General features: G+C 65.5%; 17 protein-coding genes and 2 pseudogenes. 16 read left to right on the top strand and 3 right to left on the bottom strand.

Annotated elements, in window-relative coordinates; genetic code table 11:
* Positions 1-269 precede the first annotated feature (269 nt).
* On the bottom strand, positions 270-1,304 hold the full coding sequence (locus CWC60_RS07860; RefSeq protein WP_109793450.1) for an IS110 family RNA-guided transposase: 1,035 nt from the start codon (positions 1,302-1,304) through the stop codon (positions 270-272).
* 71 nt (positions 1,305-1,375) lie between these two features.
* Between CWC60_RS07860 and CWC60_RS07855 the strand changes: the two are divergent.
* The 14 genes and pseudogenes from CWC60_RS07855 to CWC60_RS07790 all read left to right on the top strand — a co-directional run.
* Positions 1,376-2,284, top strand: a pseudogene (locus CWC60_RS07855) (IS3 family transposase); the annotation flags it as partial.
* Positions 2,285-2,496: 212 nt separating this feature from the next.
* A complete protein-coding gene (locus CWC60_RS07850; RefSeq protein ID WP_109793449.1) occupies positions 2,497-3,786 on the top strand; it encodes a CaiB/BaiF CoA transferase family protein in 1,290 nt (429 codons plus the stop codon).
* A gap of 3 nt (positions 3,787-3,789) precedes the next feature.
* Positions 3,790-4,944 carry an ABC transporter substrate-binding protein gene (locus tag CWC60_RS07845; RefSeq protein WP_109793448.1) on the top strand — a complete coding sequence of 385 codons (1,155 nt, stop codon included), beginning with the start codon at positions 3,790-3,792 and terminating at the stop codon, positions 4,942-4,944.
* A 36-nt stretch (positions 4,945-4,980) separates the two neighbouring features.
* Positions 4,981-6,165 carry a thiolase C-terminal domain-containing protein gene (locus CWC60_RS07840; protein WP_206419827.1) on the top strand — a complete coding sequence of 395 codons (1,185 nt, stop codon included), beginning with the start codon at positions 4,981-4,983 and terminating at the stop codon, positions 6,163-6,165.
* Positions 6,165-6,608: a Zn-ribbon domain-containing OB-fold protein gene (locus CWC60_RS07835; RefSeq protein ID WP_109793446.1), complete on the top strand. Its 444-nt coding sequence runs from the start codon at positions 6,165-6,167 to the stop codon at positions 6,606-6,608. The genes CWC60_RS07840 and CWC60_RS07835 overlap by 1 nt, the downstream gene beginning before the upstream one ends.
* A gap of 120 nt (positions 6,609-6,728) precedes the next feature.
* Complete coding sequence (locus CWC60_RS07830) at positions 6,729-7,601, top strand: branched-chain amino acid ABC transporter permease (RefSeq protein WP_109793445.1); 873 nt, start codon at positions 6,729-6,731, stop codon at positions 7,599-7,601.
* Positions 7,601-8,626: a branched-chain amino acid ABC transporter permease gene (locus CWC60_RS07825; protein WP_109793444.1), complete on the top strand. Its 1,026-nt coding sequence runs from the start codon at positions 7,601-7,603 to the stop codon at positions 8,624-8,626. The genes CWC60_RS07830 and CWC60_RS07825 overlap by 1 nt, the downstream gene beginning before the upstream one ends.
* Complete coding sequence (locus CWC60_RS07820) at positions 8,623-9,336, top strand: ABC transporter ATP-binding protein (RefSeq protein ID WP_109793451.1); 714 nt, start codon at positions 8,623-8,625, stop codon at positions 9,334-9,336. The genes CWC60_RS07825 and CWC60_RS07820 overlap by 4 nt, the downstream gene beginning before the upstream one ends.
* The gene (locus tag CWC60_RS07815) at positions 9,323-10,057 is read left to right on the top strand and encodes an ABC transporter ATP-binding protein (RefSeq protein WP_109793443.1); all 735 of its coding nucleotides are present in this window, start codon (positions 9,323-9,325) and stop codon (positions 10,055-10,057) included. Before CWC60_RS07820 ends, CWC60_RS07815 begins: the two co-directional genes overlap by 14 nt.
* A 41-nt stretch (positions 10,058-10,098) precedes the next feature.
* Positions 10,099-11,658, top strand: coding sequence for a class I adenylate-forming enzyme family protein (locus tag CWC60_RS07810; protein ID WP_109793442.1), 1,560 nt, complete (start codon positions 10,099-10,101; stop codon positions 11,656-11,658).
* Between the two features lie 46 nt (positions 11,659-11,704).
* Positions 11,705-12,403 carry a GntR family transcriptional regulator gene (locus tag CWC60_RS07805; protein WP_109793441.1) on the top strand — a complete coding sequence of 233 codons (699 nt, stop codon included), beginning with the start codon at positions 11,705-11,707 and terminating at the stop codon, positions 12,401-12,403.
* Between the two features lie 34 nt (positions 12,404-12,437).
* Positions 12,438-13,388, top strand: coding sequence for a cyclase family protein (locus CWC60_RS07800; protein WP_109793440.1), 951 nt, complete (start codon positions 12,438-12,440; stop codon positions 13,386-13,388).
* Between the two features lie 39 nt (positions 13,389-13,427).
* Positions 13,428-14,393 (top strand): LLM class F420-dependent oxidoreductase, encoded by a 966-nt coding sequence (locus CWC60_RS07795; RefSeq protein ID WP_109793439.1) that lies wholly within the window; start codon positions 13,428-13,430, stop codon positions 14,391-14,393.
* A gap of 27 nt (positions 14,394-14,420) precedes the next feature.
* Entirely contained in the window at positions 14,421-15,389 is a 969-nt protein-coding gene (locus CWC60_RS07790; protein ID WP_109793438.1) for an LLM class F420-dependent oxidoreductase, read from the top strand.
* 67 nt (positions 15,390-15,456) lie between these two features.
* Here the strand turns inward: CWC60_RS07790 and CWC60_RS07785 are convergent.
* Both CWC60_RS07785 and CWC60_RS07780 read right to left on the bottom strand, forming a co-directional pair.
* Positions 15,457-15,619 (bottom strand): annotated as a pseudogene (locus CWC60_RS07785) (transposase); the annotation flags it as partial.
* 48 nt (positions 15,620-15,667) lie between these two features.
* Entirely contained in the window at positions 15,668-16,909 is a 1,242-nt protein-coding gene (locus CWC60_RS07780; protein WP_109793437.1) for an HNH endonuclease, read from the bottom strand.
* Here CWC60_RS07780 and CWC60_RS23540 point away from each other — a divergent pair.
* A complete protein-coding gene (locus CWC60_RS23540; protein ID WP_164516428.1) occupies positions 16,896-17,051 on the top strand; it encodes a hypothetical protein in 156 nt (51 codons plus the stop codon). The genes CWC60_RS07780 and CWC60_RS23540 overlap by 14 nt on opposite strands.
* 318 nt (positions 17,052-17,369) lie before the next feature.
* Entirely contained in the window at positions 17,370-17,909 is a 540-nt protein-coding gene (locus CWC60_RS07775; protein WP_164516427.1) for a DUF3489 domain-containing protein, read from the top strand.
* Positions 17,910-17,960: the final 51 nt, after the last annotated feature.

Genomic DNA, 17,960 nt, shown 5'->3' with positions numbered 1-17,960 from the left:
AAAAACGTATGGCCCGCCCCGTTGGCAAGTCGGTTGCGTCAGGCTTTGTTCGGTCGTGCACAAACGTATCCGGCGTAACGACACGTCGGTCTTCGCCATGATGGAGATCCGCGCGTCCTGGTCCTCATAAAAGCCCCGGCGTCGAGGCGCCGTTTTTTGAACCAGGTTTCCAGGGACGCGGGTGTTCGACCCTTCCGGCCATCAGCCTCCTTCCGCCAACCTCGCCTGGCTGCAGCTCCCGTTTCGGGTGTCGCAGCAGATCCTTTGCTTCAGGCCGCTACGGCCTGTCCCCATCCACGCTCGAAGCTGATTCCGCGTCGTAGGCTTGCCCAGGCGATACGGGCGAGCTTGGCGGCCAGCGCGACAATGACCACGTTGCGGTGTGCTCGAGACAGAAGGCCTCGAAGCCACGCGCCCAAGGGGGTCGCTTGCTTGGAGAGGCTCGGTAGCGCCGCACGTGCACCATGGATGAGCAGCATGCGGAGATAGGTGTTCCCACGCTTGGTGATGCCGAGCAGTCGCGGCTTGCCGCCGGTCGTCATCTGCTTCGGCACGAGGCCGAGCCAGGCGGGCATGTCGCGCGCCCGACGGAACGCCTCACCGTCTCCGACAGCCGCAACCAGCGCGGTTGCCCCAAGGATGCCGATGCCGGGTATCGAGGTCAGCCGGCTCGCCGCCTCGTCGGTACGAACATGCTCGGCCAGATCGTGGTTCAAGGCATCGATCCGCTCATCGAGTGATTGCCACTCGGCCCGCATGTCTCCGACAAGCGTCAGGATGCGCGTCGAAAGCTCCGAAGGTGGCTCAGCGAGGAACGGATCGATCTCCCGTTCAAGAACCTTGCGCCCCAGCCGGAAGGTGTAGCCACGCTCGAGCAGGATCGCCCGAAGCTGGTTCACGAGCGCCTTGCGCGCTGCGACGAGACGAGAGCGGACCCGATGCAGAGTCTGCAGGTCGAGCCGGTCCTGGCTCTTCAACTCGACAAAGCGCATGGTCGGCCGCGTTGCCGCCTCGGCGATCCCCGCCGCATCGTTGTCGTCGTTCTTTTGCGCACGCACGTACGGACGGACATACTCGGGCGACATCAGCCGGACCTCGTGCCCCTTCGTGGCAAAGAGACGGCCGACATGATGCGCACCGCAGCACGCCTCCATAGCGACGGTACAGGGTAAAAGCCTGTCCGCGAGTTCGACGAGGGTCGCCCGCCTGACCCGTCGACGCAGAACAACCTGCCCCTCGGCGTCCAGGCCCACCACGCTGTTCAGGTTCTTGCCCAGGTCGATCCCAAGAGTGACGATGGTCATCGGTCTGCTCCTTCCTCTCAATCACACCGGCACCATAGCTCGGCGCCAGCGGGAGGGGCGGGCCATCCCATAAAAGCCACCGCGTATTTCGCCCGGGATGCAAAATGAGATACGCGTTCGTCGCGGCACATCGCCCGTTATTCTCGGTGCGGGCGATGTGCCGCTGCCTGCGCATCCATCCCAGCGGGTTCTATGCCTGGCTGAAGAATCCGCTGAGCAAACGGGCCCGGGAAGATTCCCGCCAGATCGAGCTGATCCGCAAGGCCTGGAAGGAGAGCGGCAAGGTCTATGGCTACCGCAAGCTCCATGATGATCTTCTGGACCAGGGAGAGACGTGCTGCCCGAACCGCGTTGCCCGTCTGGCCAGGCTGGCGGGCATCCGGGCCCAGATCGGCTACAAGCGCCGGCCCGGCAGCCATGGGGGCAAGCCGTCCGTGATGGTCGACAATACGCTGGACCGGCAGTTTGACGTGGACACACCTGACCGGATCTGGGCGACAGACATCACCTACATCAGGACGCTGGAAGGCTTTGCCTATCTGGCCGTCGTGATCGACCTCTACTCACGCCGGATCGTCGGCTGGTCGATGCAGAGCCGTCAGACGACAGACGTCGTACTACAAGCTCTGCTGATGGCCGTATGGCGCCGCAAGCCCAGGAACAAGGTGCTGATCCATTCGGATCAGGGCTCCCAGTTCACCAGCATGGACTGGGCGTCATTCCTGAAGGCTCACAATCTGGAGCACTCGATGAGCCGGCGCGGGAACTGTCACGACAACGCGGTCGCCGAGAGCTTCTTCAATCTGCTCAAGCGCGAGCGGATACGACGTCGGACCTACAAGACCCGCGCCGAAGCCCGGCGGGATGTGTTCGACTACATCGAGATGTTTTACAACCCGAAGCGCAAGCACGTGAGGAACGGGATGCTGTCACCCGTCGACTTCGAACGGCAGCAGCACATGAGAACCGAGGGCGTCTAGAAAACTCGGGGCTATTCATTTCAACGTACGCGGTTCACCACTTGAGGTCGCTCTCGGACGAGGCGTGGGAGCAACGCCGGCTACTTGCAAGGGCAACGTTACCGAAAACACCAGCGAGCCGGCCGACGCCTCTGACCTTACGTCGCCTCACCGTTTGACCTTACGTCGCCTTACCGTTATAGTGATCTTGGATCCAGGATCCAAACGCTAGCATGGCTGAGCGATTTGAACGGGGGAGGAAATCGTTGACACACCAAATGCTAAAAGGTGTGCGCGTTGTCGATTTAACCCATCTTGGAGCAGGGCCGCTGGCCGGGCGCTATCTTGCTGACCTGGGAGCGGATGTAATCAAGATCGAAGCCCCCGGCGGTGGTGATGTTGCCCGCACGCTGATGCCAATCGGCCGCGAAACGAGCGCACTCTTCGAACATTGCAATCAGCACAAGCGCAGCGTTGCGATCGACCTAAAGCAACCTGAGGGTGTTGAACTTCTGCACGACCTGATTCGTGAAAGCGACGTCTTCATCTCTAATTTCCGCCCGCACTTTCTGGAGCGGATTGCGGTGGACTGGCCCCGAATTCAGGAGTTGCGGCCAGGCATCATCGCTGCGTACGTAACGGGCTACGGCATGACTGATGAGCGCTCCAACGCTGCGTCTGGCGATGTCATCGCTCAAGCGGAAAGCGGCCTCAGCCACTTTCTTGGCGAGCCCGACCGGGGTCCGTTGCTGGGCATCGGTGCGCCAGCTGACGCCGTTGGCGCGACGCAGGCCGCACTCGGCGTTCTTGCAGCGTTAAGCGCGCGCGGCCTTGGCAACTCCGAAGGCATCATGATCGACATCTCGATCTTGGATGCCTTCATCTGGACTGACCTATTGATGATGCCGATGGTGGCAGCGACGAACGGCGCCTTCCGGCCCGAACGCCAGGGCATGTACCATCGCAGCGTGTTTCCGCACGGCGTGTTCCGGGCGCGCCGCGAGTACGTCACCATCTCTGCCTACGGTGCCGGTCCGCAGGGCCATTGGCCGCGGCTCGCCCGGGCTATGGATCGCCAGGACTTGGCCGACGATCCAGCCTACGCGACCGACGACTTGCGCAGCGGACGTCGCGACGAACTCATCCCACTGATCGAGAACTGGCTGGCGACGTTCGATTCCGCCCAGGATGCCGTCGACGTCCTGCGCAGCCACGGCCTAACTGCGGGCCGGGTCATGGAGCCGGCGGAAGTCGCCCAGGACGCCCGGGCGCGCCAGCGCGGCATTTTCCAAGAGGTCGATCACCCTACCGCGGGAACAATCTCGCTGGTCGGGGGGCCTCTACTCTACAACGGCGAGACGGCGAAGGCGGCCCCCGCCCCCAGCCGGGGCGCGCATACCGAGGAGGTGCTTCGCGACGTCCTTCGGCTGGCACCGGGCCGTATTCGCGAGTTTCAGGAGGTTGGCGTCGTCGACCTGGTGGAGCCGGGCAAAATGATGAACGACGTCGAGAATAGGAGGTAGCAAATGCGCAGGGGCTATTTGGCCAGTGGATTTCTGGCGCTCGCGCTTGCCGCGGGTTTCGGGGGCGCCGCCGCGGCGCAGGACACCATCAAGCTGGGCTTCATCGCCGAACGCGCCGGCGGCTACGCCGCCTACGGCATTCCAAACTACAACGGCAGCCGCCTGGCGATCAAAAAGATCAACGAGGCTGGCGGCGTGACCGTCGACGGCAAGCAGTACGACCTGGAGTTGGTAGTCCGCGACAGCCGCACCGACGAGCGCCAAGCCTCGGCTGCGGCGGTGGAACTGATCAGCGACGTCGGCGTCAACTTCCTGTTCGGCGCCATTGGCCGACTGGCACCGGTGGTACTCCAGCTGTCTGAGGCAAATGGTGTCATCTACTTTACGTCGAGCTCGTCGGCGGCGGCGCAGATCGACCAGACCAAGCATATGGTCATCACCATTCCGCCGGTCCCGGTGCGCGTGGGCCTGACTGCCAAGGGCGCACGGCAAATTTTCCCCGATGCCAAGAGCGTCGCCTTCCTGCTGCGCCAGGAAGCCACCACCGAGGAGCTTCTCGAGCCGATGCAGGAAGGCTTCAAGGCGCAGGGCTTCGAGATTGCAGCGGTCGAGGTCTACCCCGAGGGCGCGACTGACCTGTCGGCCTCGCTCACGCGCATCCGCGCGACGAAGCCGGACCTCCTGTTCACCGGCTGGGACATCGAGCCGGTGGTCCTAGCGGCGCGGACCAACGAGGAGATCGACGCGGCGCCGCGACTGTTCAGCTACGCGGTGAGCTGCCGCAACGTGCAGAAGGCGGGTTTCACGCGCCCGTTCGCCGCGAACATCCTTGCCGGGGCCAATCTCGACAATCCCAGCACGCCGGAGGCCCGCCAGCTCGCCGAGGAGTACAAGGCGTTCGTCGGCGAGAAGGATCCCGACAACCTCTACGCCGTGATGTGGAACTACGACTTCTACTTCCTGCTGGCGGCGGCGATCGAGAAGGCGGGGACCTTCACGGACACCGACAAGGTAATCAAGGCGATGCAGCAGATCGAGTACCAAGGCGTGGCCGGCCCGATCGGCATCGACGAGAAGAACCGCGCCTACTACGGCCTGGACTTCTGCTACGTCGCCGATAGCAAGGCCAATCCGGAGATCATCCACATCAATCCCTGAGCCCGGGTCGCACCGCCGCTCGAAAGGAGTATGCAGATGACGGAATCCATCAAGGACCGCGCCGCAATCGTCGGCATCGGTCAGACCGAGTTTTCGCGCAGTTCAGGGCGCAGCGAGCTCCGCCTGGCGCTGGAGGCGATTAGCGCCGCGGTCGAGGAGGCGGGCGTCGAGATGGACGAGATCGACGGCCTGATCCGTTATGGCGCCTCGCAGCACGGCGTCTCCGACGCGTGGGTCGCCCACAACCTCGGCCTCGGCAGCGTCCGCTACGCCGGCGTGCTCGATTTCGGAGGCGGGCCGGCCTGCGCCTTGGTCGGGCACGCGGCGATGGCCGTCGCCACCGGCCAGGCCAACTACGTGGTCGCCTACCGGACCCTGAACGGACGCTCGCAACGGCGGCCCGGTACGAGCGACACCTACAAGCTCCTCCAGGGCCAGGATCCCAACTACGACAATTTCCTCGTGCCGCACGGCTTCACGGCGCCGTCGCAGCTCTATGCTCTGATCGGCCGACGCCACATGCACGAGTATGGCACCACCGTTGAGCAGCTTGGCGGCATCGCCGTCACCGCGCGCGAGTACGCCAACCGCAATCCTAACGCGCAGATGCATGGGCGCGAGCTGACGCTTGAGGACTATCTCGACGAGCCGCTGATCTCGTCCCCGCTGCGCAAGTTTGACCTCTGCCTGCAGACCGACGGCGCCGTCGCCATCGTGATCACCACCCCGGAGCGGGCGCGTGACCTCAAGCAGAAGCCGGTCTACGTCAAGGCGGCGACGCAGGCGAACCTGCACGAGGTGCAGGGGCCGCTACACTCGTTCGTCGGCCGCGAGAACATCCTCGACAATGCCGGCGAGACCGCAGCCAAGCAGCTCTACGGTTCTGCCGGCATGGGGCCGAAGGACATCGACGTGGCCCAGCTTTACGATTGCTTCACCCCGACGGTGCTCCTGCAACTCGAGGGCTACGGCTTCTGCGAGAAGGGCGAGAGCGGCCCGTTCATCGCCGACGGCAACCTGCGGCTCGACGGCGCCATCCCCACTAACACAAGTGGCGGCCATCTCTCGGAAGCGTACATGCACGGCGTCAACCACATCCTCGAGGGCGTCCGCCAGATGCGCGGCCAGTCGACCTCGCAGGTGCCCGGCGCCGAGACTTGCCTGGTGACTGCCGGCCTGCCAGTACCGACCAGCGCCCTGATCCTGGGAGCGACGAACTGATGACAACCGAAGTGCAAGCGGACGGGCGCAACCTGCCTCCCTTACCGACGCCGTTTGAATGGGATCAGGGGTTCTGGGACGCGGCGAAGGCGCACAAGCTCGTGGTGCAGCGCTGCAGTGACTGCAAGAAGGTGCGTCATTTCCCGCGCCTGATGTGTCCGGACTGTCGTTCGATGGAGTTCGAGTGGGTGGAGACGATCGGGCGCGGGCGCATTTATGCTTGGAGCACCCTCTACAAGGCGTTCCACCCGGGGTTCACGGATCTGCCGATGACGGTCCTGATCGTTGCCCTTGACGACTACCCGCAGGTACATCTCGTCGGGCGTCTGATGAACGAGAACGTAACCGAGGCCGACCTCGCGGTCGACAAGCCGGTCGAGGTCGTCTTCAACGACGTCACCCAAGAGATCACGCTGCCCGAGTTCCGGCTCGTTGAGGCGTAGACAGGACAATCAGCGGGGGAAGCGCCCGGCAGCCACCCATAGCGCCGCTGCCGGGCCCGGCAGCGTTGTGGATCGCCCGACGGCGGTGCCCACGCGGGCCGAGAAGAGTGGGGAGTGCGGATGGACCTTTGGACCTTTCTGCAGCAGCTGTTCAACGGCCTAAGCATGGCCAGCATTTACATGCTGGTGGCCGTCGGCATCACGCTAGTGTTTGGCCTGACGCAAATGGTCAACTTTGCCCACGGCGAAGTCATGATGGTCGGCGCCTACGTGGCCTTGTTCGCGGCGCCCCAGGGCGGGGCGATGTTCCTGATCGGGCTTCTCGCCGCGGTGGTCGCCGTCGGCGTCATTGCCTTCGGCATCGAGCGGGGCCTCTACCAGTTCACGCTCCAGTCGCCGATCAACGGCTTCCTCGTCTCACTCGGGTTGATCCTGATCATCCAGAACCTCCTGCTTGAGCTGTGGGGCGTCTCCCCGCAGCACCTCGAGCCGGTCGTCGGATCGGTCCTGCAGGTGGGCGAGCTGCGACTATCGGGGCAGCGTATCTTCGTAATCGGGGTGACGGCGACGATCTTCGCGATCTTGTACTTCCTGCTGACGCGTACCCGCTTCGGCATCGGCCTGCGGGCAGCCGCCGTCGACCGTGAAACCGCCGGCTTGATGTCGATCAACGTGCCGCGCATGATCACCATGACCTTCGTGCTCGGCGGCATGCTCGCGGCGACCGCCGGCGTCCTCGTCGCCGGACTCTTCCCGATCACGCCGTTCCTCGGCTCGCAATTTGTCATCAAGGGCTTCGCCGTGGCCCTCGTCGGCGGCCTCGGCAATGTCACCGGCGCGGTGTTGGCGGCACTGGTGCTTGGCGTTACCGAAGCGATGATCGCCGGATTCGGCTTCTCCGCCTGGACAGACGTGGTCGCCTTCGGACTGATGATCTTCATCCTGTTGGTGCGGCCACAGGGCTTTCTGCGCGGAACGGACGCGCCCTACTGATGACGCCCGCGGCGACAACCGACACCACCGTGACGAAGCGCGGGCCTCTCCGGCGCTTGTCCCTGGTCACGCCAGCCTTCTACGGCATGGTTTTGCTGTTCGCGCTGCTGTTCCCGGAGATCGCCGGCGCCGGCCGCGCCGTGCACATCGCCGTGCTCGTCTGCATCTACGGCATCCTCGTCTACGGCCTCGCCTTCCTGTACTCGGCCGCGGGCCAGCTCTCGGTCGCCCACGGCGCCCTTTGGGGCATCGGCGCCTACACGGCGGCACTGGTGACGCTGGAATGGGGCTGGTCCTTCTGGGCCAGCATGCCCGCGGCGATGGTCGTTGCCGCAATCGTCGCCGGCCTGCTGGGCTACCCCTCGCTCAGGGTCAAGGGCCACTACTTTCTGATCGCGAGCTTCGCCTTCGCCGAGATCGTCCGCCTGGTAGCGGTCAACTGGCGCGGGCTGACGAATGGCGACACCGGCCTGGTGATCACCAGCTCGCCCGAGCCCTTGGGCCCGATCACCCTCGGAAGCCGGGAAGAGTGGTATTATTTCACCCTGGCGCTTCTGGTCGTCGCCATCGTCGTTGTCGCCGTGCTCAGGCGGCTGCCGTTCGGGCGCCGGTTGGCAGCGCTGCGCGAGAATGAGGAATTGGCGCGGGCCGCTGGCGTCAACACCACACGTGACAAGGTCGCCGCGTTTATGTTCAGCGGCCTGTTCGCTGGCGTCGCCGGAACCTGCTGGGCTTACTATGGCCATTACGTTAACCCGCACCAGTTCGGTATCAACACCGCCATCGAGCTGATCCTGATGTTGCTCATCGGCAGCGTCCATTTCCCGCTCGGGCCACTGGTCGGGGTCCTCGTCGTCATCTGCATGCCCGAGGTGCTCGGCTTCTCGCCGACGCAGAACGAGATCGCGCTTGGCGCCATCTTCATTGCCATCATCCTACTGGCGCCGAAGGGCGTCCTGGTCGCCGGCCAGAACCTCGCCAAGCGCTGGTATGAGCGACTGAACGGAATGCGGAGGGCGCCATGACCGCAATGCTGGAAGCCAGCGGCCTCACCAAGCATTTCGCCGGTGTCGCCGCGGTCGCCGACCTGGACGTGGAAATTCGCCGCGACGAGATCCTCGCCGTCATCGGGCCGAACGGATCGGGTAAGACGACACTATTCAACCTGCTGTCCGGCTTCTTGCGGCCGAGCGCGGGGCGGATCGCGTTCGAGGGACGGCGCGTCGACGGCGTCGCTCCCCACCGCCTTGTGCGCGGAGGGATGGCACGGACCTTCCAGCAGGCGATGTCGTTCGCCGGATTGACCGTACGCGAGAACGTCGAGGTCTCGATCCACGCTGTCGGCCGCCGCGGCTTCCACGAGGTCGATCGCATCCTTGAGGAATGCGGCCTTGCTGAGGTGCCGGATTACGAGGCCGGCACCCTGCCGTACGGCCTGCAGCGCAATCTCGGCATCGCCGTCGCCTTGGCGACGGTGCCGAAGCTGCTCCTGCTCGACGAGCCAGCTGCGGGCCTCGGCGACGAGGCCGCGCGCAGTCTGGCGGCGCTGATCCGAAACATTCGCGACCAGGGAGTCACCGTCGCTGTCGTCGACCACGACATGCCGTTCCTGATGCCGCTCGCCGACCGGGTGCTGGTGATGGAAGCCGGCCGCAAGCTGTTCGAGGGTACGTCTGACGAGGTGATGTCCCATGACCGAGTCATCGAGGTGTATCTTGGCCATGCCGTCGAGTGAACTTGCCCTGGAGATCCAGGGCCTGCACGCGCGCTACGGGGTGATCCCGGCGATCAGGGGCGTTGACCTCCAGGTCGGGCGAGGCGAGCTGGTGACGGTCGTTGGCCCCAATGGTGCCGGCAAGACGACGCTGCTGCGCGTGCTTTCCGGCCTCCACCCGCCGGCGGAGGGCAAGACAAGCTTCTTTGGGCGCGACACGGCATCCCTGTCTTCCTGGCAACTTGCGAAGCTCGGCATAGCGCACGTCCCCCAGGGCCGCCGCTGCTTCGCCGGTCTGACGGTCGAAGAGAACCTGGTCGTGGGCGGTACTCGCTTGTCTAAGCGGGAGGCGGCGCGCCAGATGGACGGCGTCTTCAACACCTTCCCGGCGCTGCACGAGAAGCGCCGCCAATGGGCCGAGGAGCTGAGCGGCGGTCAGCAGCAGATGCTGGCGATCGGCCGCGCCCTGATGTCGGCGCCAGAGGTGTTGCTTCTGGACGAACCCTCTCTCGGCCTGTCGCCGGTCCTGGTCCAGGAGATGGCCAACACCTTGCGCCGGTTGGCGCGCGAGGTCGACGCTGCGGTGCTGCTCGCCGAACAAAACACGCGCCTGGCGCTGAAGGTGTCGGCGCGCGCCTATGTGCTGCGCGGCGGCCAGGTCGTGCTGGAAGGCAAGAGCGAGAAGATCGCCGACGACGTTCAGAAGGCTTATCTGGGCGAGACGGGCGCGCTCGCTGACTGAGACCGTGCAACAAAGTCAGAGCGGGGAGAGAGCGAGATACAATGTGGGACATGGTCGGCCAGCGCAGCCTAGTTCGCGCGATCGAGCACAACCGCGAAGCCTTTGGCGAAAAGTCATTCATCGAGTACGGCGACCTGCGCGTCACATGGGCGGGCTTCGGGCGTGCGGTCTGCCAGGTCGCCAATGGGCTGGCGCGACGGGGTGTGGAGCCAGGCCAGAACGTCATGATCTACCTGCCCAACTGCCCAGAGCACGTCATTGCCAAGTTCGGTATCCAACGCCTGGGCGCGGTCGAGGTCACCTGCAGCACCCTTAACAAGGCCGATGAGATCGCCTACCAGATCGCCCACGGGGGGTGCGCCGCCGTGATTCATGACGCGCCCTCACGCGAGATGGTCGAGGATCTCGCCGCCGCCAGTCCCAACCGGCCTCGGTGTATCGCCGTCGACTGCGGCCGGATGGACATGGGCGCGGCGGCCTTCAACCGCATGCTGAGCGACGAGTCCGACCGGCTGACCACGCCGTTCCCGGACACCGGCGACCTGGCGATGATCATGTACACCTCCGGGACCACGGGCCGCCCCAAGGGGGTGATGTACACGCACGGCAACCTGTATGCTGGCGCGCTGAACGGGGCCAACGGCCTACAATACAGCCGCAACGAGCGAGTGCTGCATTTCTTCCCTCTCTATCACAACAACGGCAGCGTCGTGATTCTGGGACCCATTATCCTCCGCGGCGCCACTATGGTCATGCTCGACCGCTTCTCGGCCAGCCGCTTCGGCGAAATGCTGGCCGAGCACGCGATCACCTTCACGGCGCTCAACTCCACGCACGTGAAGATGATCCTTGAGCACCCCGTGACGGCGGGCGATCGCAACCACCGGATGTACCGTGCCCAGTTTGCCCTGCCGCTCGACCTGGAGCGCCGGCAGACCTTCTCCGACCGCTTCGGTGGGGTGACGCTCGTCGAGTTGTACGGACAGACCGAGTCCCTCGGGGCGGCGACGATTTGCCCGGTGGATGCGCTGTGGAAGGCGGGCAGCGCGGGCCCGCCGGTGCCCGGCGTCCGCTTGGCGATCGCCGACGACGAGCGCAACCATCTCGGCGCCGGCCAGCCCGGCGAAATCCTGCTGCAGTCGTACTCGCCGCACGGCCTGACCCCGGGCTACTATGACGATCCGGATGCGACAGCGACGCTCTATGCGGGCGGATGGCTGAACACCGGGGACGTCGGCTCGGTCGACGAGGAAGGCTATCTGTGGTTCCTTGAGCGCAAGAAGGACATGATCAAGCGCTCGGGCTTCAACGTCGCCGCCGCCGAGGTCGAGCGGGTCATCATGGAAATCACTGGCGTCCAGGAAGTGGCTGTCGTCGGCATCCCCGACGAGTTCCGCGAGGAGAGGATCGTCGCCTTCATCGTTCCACAGGGCGACGCGGCGCCCGCCGAGGCGGCCGTCATCGAGCATTGCCGCCGCTTTCTCGCCGACTATAAGGTCCCCGCGCACGTCGCGAGCGTGGACGAGCTGCCGGAGAACTTCCTCGGCAAGGTCGAGAAGCGCACCCTCAGGGACTTGGCGGTTGGAAGGTTCGGCGAATGAAGCCAATTTCAGATCGCGTACCGTCAAGACGAAATGGAGCTGCCAAATGTCGCAAGCCGCGCCCGGCACGATGAACCGCGCCGAGATCTCGCCGCCGCTCACGGTCACCGAATGGGTCACCGATCGGCTGCGGGAGGACATCTCTCGCGGCGTCCTCAGGCCCGGTCAGGCGCTGTGGCAAGAGAGCTTGGCCGAGACCTATCGCACCAGCCGGGGGCCGATTCGGACAGCGCTGCGCGAGCTGGCCGCGGAAGGGCTGGTGGCGCTGCGATCTCACCGCAGCGCGGTGGTCACCGAGCTCTCCGGCGAGGACATCCAGGAGCTCTATGCGATGATCATCAGCCTGGAGATGGTCGCTGTGCGACGTGGCGTCGCCCTTCTGACGCGCGATGACCTTGAGCACATGGCGGCCCTGCTCGAGACCCTGACGCGGACTAAACATGATCCGCTCGAGTGGTACGAGACGCACTGCGCGTTCCACAACACGATGGTCGAGGCGTCCGGCTGGCAGCGCTTGGTCAAGACCGTCCACATGTGCCGCAAGAACGTGTTCCGCTACGTCCGGATCTCGGACTTCTTCCGCGCCGGCGTGGACTTTTGGAACGACATCGACGACCGCCTCATGGCCGCCTGCCGTGAGCGCGACGTCGAGCGCGCGGTGGCCGTTGTCGAGGAGATGGGCCGGTGGACGTCGAACGCCGTCACCGCCTACGTCGACGACGGGCAGCCGCCAGCGTGCGAGTGAGCCGGCAACCTGTCACACGGGGAGGGCCCAAGCGATGGCATCCACAACGAGCGAGGGCGCGGCCGCGCCGACCGAGCAGGAAGTGCTCGGCTATTTCGAGCGTCTCAGCAACTGGGGCCGATGGGGCAAGGACGACCAGAAGGGCACCCTGAACCTGATTACCCCCGATCGCCGCAGGGCTGCGGCGGCGCTGGTGCGCGACGGCGACATCGTCTCCTGCTCGCGCACGCTGTCGCCCAAGCGCGACGTCGAGAACCCCGACCCGCTGCTCCACTTCATGCGCCAGAGCGGCGAGAGCGCCCCGGCGCGCGGCATGGGCTTCGCCTCCGACTGGATCGGCCTGGAGTTCCACGGCTTCTCGACAACCCACCTCGATAGCCTCTCGCACCTGTTCTGGGACGGCAGGATGTACAACGGCCGGCCCGCGAGCGGCATCACCACCTCGCGCGGCGGCGCTGACGGCAGCATCGAGTGGGCGCGCGACGGCATCATCTCGCGCGGCGTGCTCCTTGACATGCCGTGGTCGCAGGACCGTGACTGGCTGGAGCCGGGCGAGGCGATCCTGCCCGCCGACTTGGACGCCTGTGCGGCGCAGGCGGGTGTCGAGGTCGGCGAGGGGGACATCCTGCTGATCCGCACCGGCCGCGACGCGCGCCGGGCGCGGCACGGTCCCGTGGCGCCGGCGCAGGGCGGCGCGGCCGGCCTGCATGCCGCCTGTTTGCCCTGGCTGCACGAGCACGGGATCGCCGTCCTGAGCTCCGACGTAGCCCAAGACGTGATGCCGTCAGGCTTCGACGGCATCCCGATGCCGATCCACGCAGTCGGCATCGTCGCCATGGGGCTCTGGCTGCTCGACAACGCCTGGCTCGAGGATCTCGCCGAGCACTGCCGGCGGCGTGAGCGCTGGGCGTTCCACATGACGGTGGCGCCGCTACCGCTGAAGAACACCACGGGCTCGCCGGTCAACCCGATCGCGCTCTTCTAGGCGCCGCGACGCAACGTAACTCGGCCCGGGGAGGCAGACATGGAATACGGATTTCCTTTGTTCACGCGTGGGCCGCTAGCGGAACCGGCAGCGGCGGCGGCGATGGCGCAGGAGGGCGAACGGCTCGGGTTCAGCCACGTGCTGATCCCCGACCACCTGGTGATTCCAACGTCGATCACGCCCAACTATCCCTATGCGGCCGACGGCGAGTTCCCGGTCAACGCCCGCAGCCGCGCCGGCGAGTGGATGGACACGCTGATGATTATCGCCTTCCTCGCCGCCTGCACCAGTCGGCTGCGGCTGGCGACGTCGGTGATGATCGTCCCCTACCGGCCGGCGCTCCTGACCGCGAAGATCATCGCCACCATCGACAACCTCTCGCAGGGACGGGTGACGGTCGGCTGCGGCGCCGGCTGGATGCAGGAGGAGTTCGAGGCCCTGCAGGCGCCGCCCTATGAGGCGCGCGGCACCGTCACCGACGAGTATCTTGACGTCTTCCGCACGGTCTGGACCAATGAGGTCGCCAGCTACGCGGGCCGTTACGTCCGCTTCCGCGACGTCTCCACCCTGCCACTGCCGGTGCAGAAGCCGCACCCGCCGCTGTGGATCGGCGGCGAGAGCGCGCCGGCGCTGCGGCGGGCGGTCAGGCACGGCGACGGCTGGTGCCCGATGGCGAGCAACCCGCGCTTCCCGATGGACACCCACGCGCGCATCGCCGCCCGTCTTACCCGCCTACGCGAGACGGCCGACGCGGCCGGCCGCGACCCGGCCGAACTGACGCTGATCTACTGGACCCAGGAGTACCGCCCGGGCCAGGAGATCATGACCGACGATGGCGAGCGCAAGGTGATGACCGGCTCGCCCGAGACCATCGCCGAGGACATCGGCCGTCTGCAGGAAGCCGGCTTTCGCCACCTGATGGTCAACCTCGCTGCACGCACGCCCGAGGGCTGCCGCGAGCGTATGACCACCTTCATGGACGACGTCGCCGCGCGCGCGGCTTGATCGTCGCCCGAACCGAGGAGGAGAGTCATGCAGTACGGGTTTCCCCTGATCCCGCGCGGGCCGATGGCCGAGCCCGAGGCGCTGGCCGAGACCGCGCAGGCCGGCGAGCGACTGGGGTTCACCCACGCCATGGTGCCCGACCACCTGGTGATGCCGTGGCGCATCGAATCGACCTACGCGTACGCCGCGGACGGCCGCTTTCCCGATTCCGGCGAGAGCGGCGCGGGCGCCTGGATGGACACGCTCACCCTTGCCGCCTTCCTCGCCGGCTGCACTAGCACGCTCCGGCTAGCGACGTCTGTGCTGGTGATCCCACACCGTCCGGCGCTGCTCGCGGCGAAGATGCTCGCCTCCATCGACAATCTGTCCCGCGGGCGATTGACCGTGGGCTGCGGCACTGGCTGGATGCGCGAGGAGTTTGAGGCGCTGCAGGCCGATCCCTACGATGAGCGCGGCGCGGTTACCAACGAGTACCTCGACGTCTTTCGCACCGTCTGGACCAACGAGATCGCCCGCTACGACGGTCGCTACGTGCGCTTCGGCGATGTCTCGACTCTGCCCCTGCCGGTGCAGAAGCCGCACCCGCCGCTGTGGATTGGCGGCGAGAGCGCTCCGGCGCTGCGCCGCGTCGTGAGCTACGGCGACGGCTGGTTCCCCATCGGCACCAACCAGCGCCTGCCCATGGATACCCACGCGCGCATCGCGACGCGGCTGGCGCGTCTAAAGGGCCTTGCCGAGGCGGCCGGGCGCGACCCCGCGACCATCACCCTCGCCTACTGGGTCTATCCTTGTCGCATCGGCGGCGAGGTGAAGAACGCCGACGGCGAGCGCATGATCATGACCGGATCCGCGGACACGGTCGCCGAGGACGTCGCCCGTATGGCGGCGGCGGGGTTCAGCCACCTGATGATCAACTTCTCGGCGCCTGCGCCGGGGGCGATGCGCGAGCGCATGGCCCGGTTCATGGAGGACGTGGCCCCGAAAGCCGCCGCCTAGCGTCGCCCGACCCAACGCACCCGGTGATGCACTGAAGCCTCGGCAGGCCCGAGGGCGCCACGCCGCCGATGCCTTCCCGGCGGCACAACCCGGCGATGCTCTCCTCGCTGCGCAGGCCCTCCAAGACGACGGATCTTTTCCTCGGCTGAATGGTGCTTGCGGGTCTTGCGGCGGATGTCCTTCACGGCCTGGTCGACCGTGGCTCTTGGCTTACCGGATTTCTGTCTCATCTCTACTCCTCGGCGGTTACGATGAGCCAGAAATCCTCCGTCAGGCAATCACATCAAAAAGGCCCAAGGGCGCTGATGGGGGACAAGCTGCCGTTTTCGGAAGTTTTCGAAATGAAAGCCGAGGCTCTTGGGGGAGACTTCATCGGAAACGGTCTTGCCGCGAAGGCTCTGATAATCCGGAGATTCAATGTGGTCTGAAACCTCAATTTTCTTGGTCTCGGGGTTGATCGAAATCAGGTGCGCATCAAAGAGTTTGTGAATGTCTCTTCTCAATAGAAGACCATTCTCGGGCCTGTCACGGTCGGCAAACCGTTCCGCATAGGGGATGATGTGGGCGGCTTCCAGAACCGAAAGCTCGCTCGTGCCGGTGATCGCGCAGCAGTTTGGGCGCTTGCTCAAAAGGGCCTGCCGGAACGCGCTCTGGTATCGACGCAGGACCACTTGGCGAAGGGCGGTGGCGTCTTCGATCTTCTCGAGGTTCAGGGGTTCGTGCGGGTCCGGGCTCTGGTTCTCATATTCCGCGATCTTGTGGGCCTTCTCCCGAACGGCGGACAAAAGCAAGTCCACGTCGCTATCCGAGATCGGCCAAATCCGGCTGTGGCGGCTCGCTCCGACACTGGAAATGAAAGTCCCGTCATACTTGTGCGCCGCCAAGAGTTCCTTCCCAACGGGGCGCGCGAAGAACACGGCGTCAAGCACCCGGGCGCGACGATCCGGCTGCATGGGGCCGAACTCGACCACGGCCGTCAAGCCTCGCCCGCGCTCGCCGTCCTTCCCCTGTTCATGCAGCCATACGAGGCCCCGGAAGCCCTTGGACAGAATCTCGTCGGCATAGCTGTTCTCTTTGCGAAGCTCGGGCAGGGCTGCGTCCCGACCGACCCAGCTTTCGGCTGCGGACCGAACACCGTGCTCTCCGAATAGGTCAATTGCGCTGGATTTGACGAAGAACTGAATATCCTGCCGCTGGAACTGATTCACCTTGGTCGCACCAAGCTTCAACCGCTCCTGTGCGGCGGCGATCACGTCAGGGGTGAACCGATCCGGGTATTTGAGCACCAAGGCTTCGTAGCTTTGATCCGGGTCAATCTCCTCGAACCCGGCGGAGGCGTTCAAGACCCGGCTGGAAATCATCTCTTCCGGGCCTTTCGCCCTTATGTCCCGGGGTTCATACCCGAGGCTCGCGCGTTGGCCTTGGCTTCGCTTGACCTCTTGCCAATGATCGTAGACTCGGGCGAGATCGTTTTCCAACGGATCGGCGCTGCCTCTGAGGGCTTCCATGACTTCAGACATGCTGCTCCCTGCACTCGGCTCCCCGGGGCGAGATTTTCAGGATTTCGGCAAACGCTCGGAAATTCAAATGGAAATCGGCTGTCCGGCAGTGAAGTCGCCCGAGGCCGCTGCCTTCGCCTTGCGCAATGTCGTGAAGCGTTGAATCGTGCTGGCGGTGGCGACCCCGAGGCGATTCAGGTCAAAAGACGAGGGGGGCTTGAAGCGATCTACTACCTATATCTCGGATTTTATTGAGAGATTTTGGCTTCGGCGGCAGGGATCGAACCTGCGACCAATTGATTGACATGAATATATCGGATTGCATTGGACTTCGGGCCGCAAGGAAGCATGCATGCTGTCGGGACCGGCGGCGTGGACATGCGCGGCCGGCCCCGGCCCGGCCTCCGCATCGCGGCCCGGGCTTTTCCTGGTGACAGCGCCGGCGTCGGGCCGGCGCGGAACGAAGCCAGGGAGACCGACCATGACGAAGCTCAATGACAAGCAGACCGCCATCCTCGCCAATGCGGCGGAACGTGCCGACGGTTCGGTGCTGCCGCTCCCGCAGGACATGCCGCTGAAGGGCGGCGCACTCACTGCCACGCTGCAGGCCCTGGAGCGCCGCGGCCTGGCCGAGCACTCGGCGGATGACGTCTGGATACTCACCGAGGCCGGCCGTGCAGCGGTGGGAACGGCCGCAACTGAGGCCGGCGACCGGGACGACGAGAACGCGGCACCGCAGGCGGCGACCGCGAATGCGAACGCGGGTGACAACCACGACGCCCCGAAGCCGCTCTTCCGGCCGGGCACGCGGCAGGCGCAGCTCCTCGACCTGCTGCAGCGGGACGAAGGCGCCGATATCGACGAGATGGTGCAGTTCACCGGCTGGCAGCCGCACAGCGTCCGGGCGGTGCTGACCGGCTTCCGCAAGCGTGGCATCGAGGTGACCCGCACGAAGGAAGGCAACGGCGTCAGCGTCTATCGGGCTGCGCCGCCGGCCAGCGCGGACGCAATGGCTGACTGACGGCGCCCCGGCGATGCGAAGGGACAACTCCATCCGCGCGGGCGGCGACGG

Origin of the sequence: Minwuia thermotolerans, from assembly GCF_002924445.1 — a bacterium.
Lineage (GTDB): Bacteria > Pseudomonadota > Alphaproteobacteria > Minwuiales > Minwuiaceae > Minwuia > Minwuia thermotolerans.
Note: the sequence above shows the minus strand (reverse complement) of the source record. Positions and strands in the feature narration are given on the sequence as shown.